A 5,977-nucleotide genomic window follows, 5' to 3' on the forward strand; every position below is an offset into this window, starting at 1 on the left:
CTCGGTGCAGAGCTGAAGCGGGAAGAGGGTTTAATGCTCTACCGCGATATGGTGCTGGGCCGCAGATTTGAAGATAAATGCGCGGAAATGTACTACCGCGGCAAGATGTTTGGTTTTGTGCACTTATATAACGGCCAAGAAGCGATTGCAACCGGCGTAATTAAGGCGATGAAAACCCAGCACGACTGGTTTTGCAGCACCTATCGCGATCACGTTCATGCCCTCAGCGCAGGGGTGCCTGCTCGGGAGGTGATGAGTGAATTATTTGGCAAAGAAACCGGTTGCAGCAAAGGTAGAGGTGGATCAATGCACCTTTTTTCAAAGGAACATCACCTGCTTGGTGGCTATGCCTTTATTGGTGAAGGCATTCCGGTAGCCCTAGGCGCTGCCTTTACAAGTAGGTATAAGCGTGATGCTTTGGGTGACAGCACTAGCAATGCTGTTACGGCTGCTTTTTTTGGTGACGGCACCTGCAATATCGGTCAATTTTATGAATGCCTAAATATGGCTTCTCTGTGGAAATTACCGATCTTATTTGTGGTGGAAAACAACAAATGGGCAATCGGAATGGCCCATCATCGTGCCACTAGTGATACCGAGATTTGGCGCAAAGCCAGTGCATTTGGCATGGCCGGAGAAGAGGTGGATGGTATGGACGTATTGGCTGTGCGCGCTGCAACGCAAAGGGCGCTTGAGCGTGCCCGGGCTGGAGAGGGCCCTACTTTGTTGGAATGCCTCACATATCGTTTCCGCGGCCATTCCTTGGCGGATCCAGATGAATTGCGGGATCCAGAAGAAAAGGCGTTTTGGACTAATCGAGATCCGATTAAGCAATTTTCAGTCTTTATGCAGCAGCAAGGCCTAGCTAATGCTGCTGATCTAGCAGATATCGATGAAGAAATTGATAACGAGGTAAGAGACGCCGTGGAATTTGCTCTAGCCGCTCCAGAGCCCGATCCAAATGAACTAACACGTTATGTGTGGGCAGAAGATTAAGTATTAATCAACCCAATTTAAATTAAAGCTGAGATGGCACTTTGCGGGTGAGATTGCGAAGTTTACGCAATGCTTTTAATTCCACTTGACGCACTCTCTCTCTAGATACTTCTATCAGCCTGCCGATTTCAGCAAGGGTGTGCCGCTGTTCGCCGGATAGGCCAAAACGCAATTCCAATACCTGCCTTTCCTGATCGGTGAGGTAGTTGAGCCAGCGACCCAACTGTTCGTGATGCATGCGTCTTTCCACCGCATCGAGGGGTTCTTCTTGACGGGTATCGGCTATTAAATCGCCAAGAAAACTACGGCCTTCATCACCGCTAATGGGGGCATCCAGGCTGGAGGTGGTAAGGGATTGACGCAGCAAGCCATCTAGCTCCTCCACTTCAATCTGCATCTCTTCTGCAATCTCTCTGCGGTTAGGCATGGCCCCTAATTTATGGGCTAGATCCATCGTTACTCTGCGCACAATTGCAAGTCTTTCGCTGAGATGCACCGGCAGCCTGATGGTGCGGGATTGACAAGCGATGGCGCGGGTCATGCTTTGGCGAATCCACCAAAATGCATAGGTGGAAAATTTGTAGCCGCGGGTGGGATCAAATTTCTCAACCGCTCTTTCAAGGCCTAAAGAACCCTCCTGGATTAGATCCAGCAACTCCATGCCTTTACCTTGATATTTTTTGGCAACACTCACCACCAAACGCAGGTTTGCCTTCATCATCCGTTCTTTTGAACGGCGACCCACCCGCACAAGCTTTTTTTCGTGGAGGGTGAAGCTTTCTTCTCCCTTTTCGAGCAGCAGCATCATGGTTTGCACCTGATTGCCCAACTCAATTTCTTCCGCAGGAGTAAGAAGAGGAACCCTGCCGATGCTTGCCAAATACCAGCTGATGGGGTCGTTGCCCCTTTTGCGGCTGCTCTCTGCAACTGAGAGCGAGGTGGCCGTCATTGAGAAGTTCCTTGATTGGCAACAACACTCCTACGCTTTTTGGGTTTAGGGATGTGTTTTCAGTAACCTTTTAGATTTGCAAGGGAAAATCAACACAAATGGGCTTTTCAGCTGCATGACAGCTTCATCACCCAGCACTTTTGTTGCTCCTTTTGCAGCTCCATCGCCTGCTGTGGAGGCAGCGCTTGAGCGTTTGCGTAGCTTCCCTGGTGAAAAAGCGATTGCCGTTGGCCTTTCTGGTGGTGTTGATAGTTCCCTCACCGCTGCGCTGTTGCAGGCGGCCGGCTGGCGGGTGGAAGGCCTCACCCTGTGGCTTATGAGTGGTAAAGGTGCCTGCTGCGCCGAGGGGTTAGTTGATGCTGCAGCCCTTTGCGAATCCCTTGCGGTTCCCCATCACGTGGTGGATTCACGCGAAGTTTTTAAAAAAGAAATAGTTGAATTTTTACTGGATAACTATGTTGCAGGGCTTACGCCCTTGCCTTGTTCCCGTTGCAATCGTGCGGTGAAATTTGGCCCGATGCTCGCTTGGGCTGAAAAAGAACGGGGGCTTAAGCGCTTAGCCACCGGTCATTACGCCCGCTTGCGTTATTGCAGCAATGGCCGCACCCAGTTACTTAGAGGCTTAGATAGCCATAAAGATCAAAGTTATTTTTTATACGATCTACCGCAAACAATCCTTTCAAGTTTGGTTTTTCCCCTTGGCGAGCTCACCAAAATAGATACGAGGCGGGAGGCCAGCCGTTTGGGCTTACGCACTGCTACAAAAGCTGAAAGCCAGGATTTATGCCTAGCTGATCACCACGGCTCGATGAAAGCTTTTCTTGATGCATACCTGCCAGAGCGGCCGGGTCAAATCGTGCTTGCTGATGGCACGGTGGTGGGTAAGCACGATGGCATTGAGCATTTCACAATCGGCCAACGCAAGGGCCTGGGGGTGGCATGGAGCGAGCCGTTGCATGTAGTGCGGCTTGATGCTGCGATGAATCAGGTGGTGGTGGCGTGCCGTAAAGATGCGGGCCGTAGTTTTTGCACGGTGGCGGCACTTAATTGGGTTTCGATTGCTGCGCCATTGGAAGCTTTTGAAGTTGAAGTGCAAGTGCGTTATCGCAGTGCGCCTGAATTAGCGATCCTCACCCCGCTATCGGATAGCTCTTGCCAATTGCAATTTAAGGAGGAGCAATTTTCAATTACCCCTGGCCAGGCGGCGGTGTTCTACGCCGGAGAAGTGTTATTAGGGGGAGGCTTAATTCAATTGCAAACTGGCATTTAAGGTGGCTAATTATAAATCTACCAATGGGGATCATTAGCGAATTCTACCTGCAGGCAGTTGCTGCTATCACTGGCAACTGAGCTGATGCAAGCCCTGATCACCTTTCCATTAACTTCTATTTCACATGCCCCGCAGCTGCCGCCAAGACACCCTGTAGGGATTGGGTTTTCAGCTGCTCTTGCCAATACCAACCAATCGTCTCCCGGCTTTGCTTGGCTTATCAAGCCGTTGGGCCATCGGATTGTGATTGCAATCTTTTTATTTGGAATAGCAGTCATTTAAGGCCTAAGTAAAGGTTCAATATTTACATGGGCTTCAAAGGCATCAGCGAGGCGATCAAGCAATAGGTCTCGCTGCTTGCGGTGGTGCGCTTGTTGTTCACTTAATAAAGCCAAGCCTTTACGTTTGCGTAGTTGATTTAACCAGCAGCGCCGCCAAATTCCATTTTCAAATATTCCATGCAAATAGGTGCCTGCCACAACACCGCCAAAGCTGCCATAGGGCAACCAATATCCCAAATCTGGATCGCTTGCTATCGGGAATATCGGCTCAGCTTCTGTGCAAATAGAACTGCTGCTGCCGCGATGAAGTTCAAAACCTTCAATCTGTATTCCCCCCCTCGGCCATAGGGCATTACTGTAACGTTGTTGCAATGCTTTAATGCAGCCGTAATCAGTTTTAAGCGGTAGTAAATCCAGGCCAGCCTGGGATGAATTATTAATATCTTTACCTTCTAAAGCATCGGGATCATTCAAGCGCTTACCCAGCATTTGCATGCCACCACAAATACCAAATATATGGCCGCCATTGTTTACATAATTACGTAATTCAGCTGCAATATTACTTTTTTGCAGTTGCTTTAAATCAGTCATAGTTTGTTTGCTGCCGGGCAAGATAACAGCTGCTGGATTTCCTAAAGGTTCACCAGGCGTTAGCCATCGAAGCTGCACGCTTGGTTCAGCTTCTAAAGGATCCAGATCAGAAAAATTACTAAGTGATGGCAACTTAATCACCACAATTTCAATTTCGGCGCTTGCTTTGCGTTTACCACGCTCTAGGAGATCAAGTGAATCTTCCGGCGGAAATAGTTCATCAAGCCAAGGCATCACCCCTAATACCGGAATCCCGGTGTTTTGCTCAAGCCAGCGGCGGCCTTCATCAAAAAGTTCGCGGCGGCCGCGAAAACGGTTGATCAGCAGCCCCCGAATCAGTGGCCGCTCCACCGTTCGTAATAAGCCCAAGGTGCCAACCAACTGAGCAAATACTCCACCCCGTTCAATATCTGCCACCAGGATGCAGCGGGCCCGTAGAAATTGGGCCAAGCGCAAATTTGTTAGATCGCGGGATTGCAGGTTTACCTCCACGGGGCTGCCAGCCCCCTCCAGCACCAGCCTGCCGCTTGGAAATGCGGTTTCCAAATGGCTAAGGCCGCTGCGAATTGCTGCCCAGCCCGGTTTAAACCAATCGCGGTAATAGTGCTCGGCGCGGGCTAGCCCCACCGATTGCCCCATATGGATTAATTCACTGGTGCTGTCGCCTTGTGGTTTTAGCAGCACTGGATTCATGCTGTGATGAGGCTCTAAACCTGCTGCCCAGGCTTGCAATGCCTGGGAATAGGCCATCTCGCCTCCACTTTGATCTACCCAAGCGTTATTGCTCATGTTTTGCCCCTTAAAGGGCACTGGCTGTTCGCCATTACGCTGCAAGAGCCGGCAAAGGGCAGTGGTCATTAATGATTTTCCAGCCCCACTACTGGTGCCAAGCACCATCAATGGGGCGAGTTGATTAACGGTTTTCAAAGCCGCGGCCAATGGCGCCTAACCCAATGGCGTAGGCGGCGTAGTTTTGTAGCTGAGGGGATTTCAGTTGGCCACTGGTTAAGTAATTGGGTACCCATAGGGGTTAAGCGCACCCGATGGGTAAGCCCCTGACCATCCACTTCTCGCCGTAATACGCCAAGTTTAATTAGCCAACAAAAGATATCTTCTGCGGCATCAGTTGTAAGTGGATTTTGGTAACAGCTGGCATTTGCGCACACCTGCTGGCTGCTCAGCGGTTCAGCAGCAGCGAGTTCATAAAAAAAACGCCGTAAAGGTAGGCAGCGCAATGCTTCTGCCGCACGCGCCAAGGAATGGGAGCTACAGCTGGAATTAGAACTGCTTTGCATAAATCAACCCTAAACAATCCTGTTGATGGAACTGCTACTCGCTTCTGCTTCCCCCTCCCGCCGTCGGCTGCTGGAGCAGGCTGCAATACCGCATCGCGTTCAAGTAAGCGGTGTGGATGAAGATGCGATCCAAAATCCAAACCCTTTGCAATTAGTGCAAGAACTCGCAGCAGCTAAAGCCAAAGCAGTGCAACAAATTCTGTTAAATGAAAAACCGCTAAATCTCCCTGGTCTTGGTATTTTGGCCTGCGATTCAATGTTTGAATTTAATGGGGAGATATTTGGCAAACCAAAAGATGCAGCTGATGCCATCAGCCGCTGGCAGCGTATGACCGGTGGCTGGGGGGTGTTGCATACGGGCCATTGTTGGCTGCCGAATGGCGGCGAAGAACATAGGGCAATTGTTAGCACTAAGGTGCAATTTGCAGCAGTAACAGAGGCGGAAATTATTGCCTATGTAGCAACTGGTGAACCGTTGCAATGCGCTGGCTGTTTTGCTGTGGAAGGTCGCGGCGGATTAATGATTGAACGTATAGAAGGCTGTATTAGTAATGTAATTGGCCTAAGTTTACCGTTGCTTCGCAGCTGGTTAAAT

General features: G+C 50.1%; 7 protein-coding genes. 3 read left to right on the plus strand and 4 right to left on the minus strand.

Going from position 1 to position 5,977, the window contains the following annotated elements; translation table 11 throughout:
* The coding region (gene pdhA / locus AC2JC8_RS07265; RefSeq protein WP_484594433.1) for a pyruvate dehydrogenase (acetyl-transferring) E1 component subunit alpha at nucleotides 1-996 on the plus strand (996 nt) is incomplete at its 5' end.
* A 22-nt stretch (nucleotides 997-1,018) separates the two neighbouring features.
* Here pdhA and AC2JC8_RS07270 read toward each other — a convergent pair.
* Entirely contained in the window at nucleotides 1,019-1,945 is a 927-nt protein-coding gene (locus AC2JC8_RS07270) for a sigma-70 family RNA polymerase sigma factor (protein WP_484401044.1), read from the minus strand.
* 115 nt (nucleotides 1,946-2,060) lie between these two features.
* On the opposite strand from AC2JC8_RS07270, the gene mnmA reads away from it, so the two are divergent.
* Nucleotides 2,061-3,215, plus strand: a complete 1,155-nt coding sequence (gene mnmA, locus AC2JC8_RS07275) for a tRNA 2-thiouridine(34) synthase MnmA (RefSeq protein WP_484594434.1) — start codon at nucleotides 2,061-2,063, stop codon at nucleotides 3,213-3,215.
* Nucleotides 3,216-3,232: 17 nt separating this feature from the next.
* On the opposite strand, the gene AC2JC8_RS07280 is transcribed toward mnmA, so the two are convergent.
* From AC2JC8_RS07280 to AC2JC8_RS07290, 3 genes are read right to left on the minus strand one after another with little or no spacing between them, the layout of a single operon-like run.
* Nucleotides 3,233-3,493, minus strand: coding sequence for a 2Fe-2S iron-sulfur cluster-binding protein (locus AC2JC8_RS07280; protein WP_484594435.1), 261 nt, complete (start codon nucleotides 3,491-3,493; stop codon nucleotides 3,233-3,235).
* Nucleotides 3,494-4,984: a cobyric acid synthase gene (locus AC2JC8_RS07285; protein ID WP_484594438.1), complete on the minus strand. Its 1,491-nt coding sequence runs from the start codon at nucleotides 4,982-4,984 to the stop codon at nucleotides 3,494-3,496.
* A 26-nt stretch (nucleotides 4,985-5,010) separates the two neighbouring features.
* Complete coding sequence (locus AC2JC8_RS07290) at nucleotides 5,011-5,382, minus strand: Npun_F0494 family protein (protein WP_484401040.1); 372 nt, start codon at nucleotides 5,380-5,382, stop codon at nucleotides 5,011-5,013.
* Nucleotides 5,383-5,407: 25 nt separating this feature from the next.
* On the opposite strand from AC2JC8_RS07290, the gene AC2JC8_RS07295 reads away from it, so the two are divergent.
* Nucleotides 5,408-5,977: nucleoside triphosphate pyrophosphatase (locus AC2JC8_RS07295; RefSeq protein WP_484594436.1), on the plus strand; the 570-nt coding region annotated here is incomplete at its 3' end.

Source organism: Synechococcus sp., from assembly GCF_982614295.1.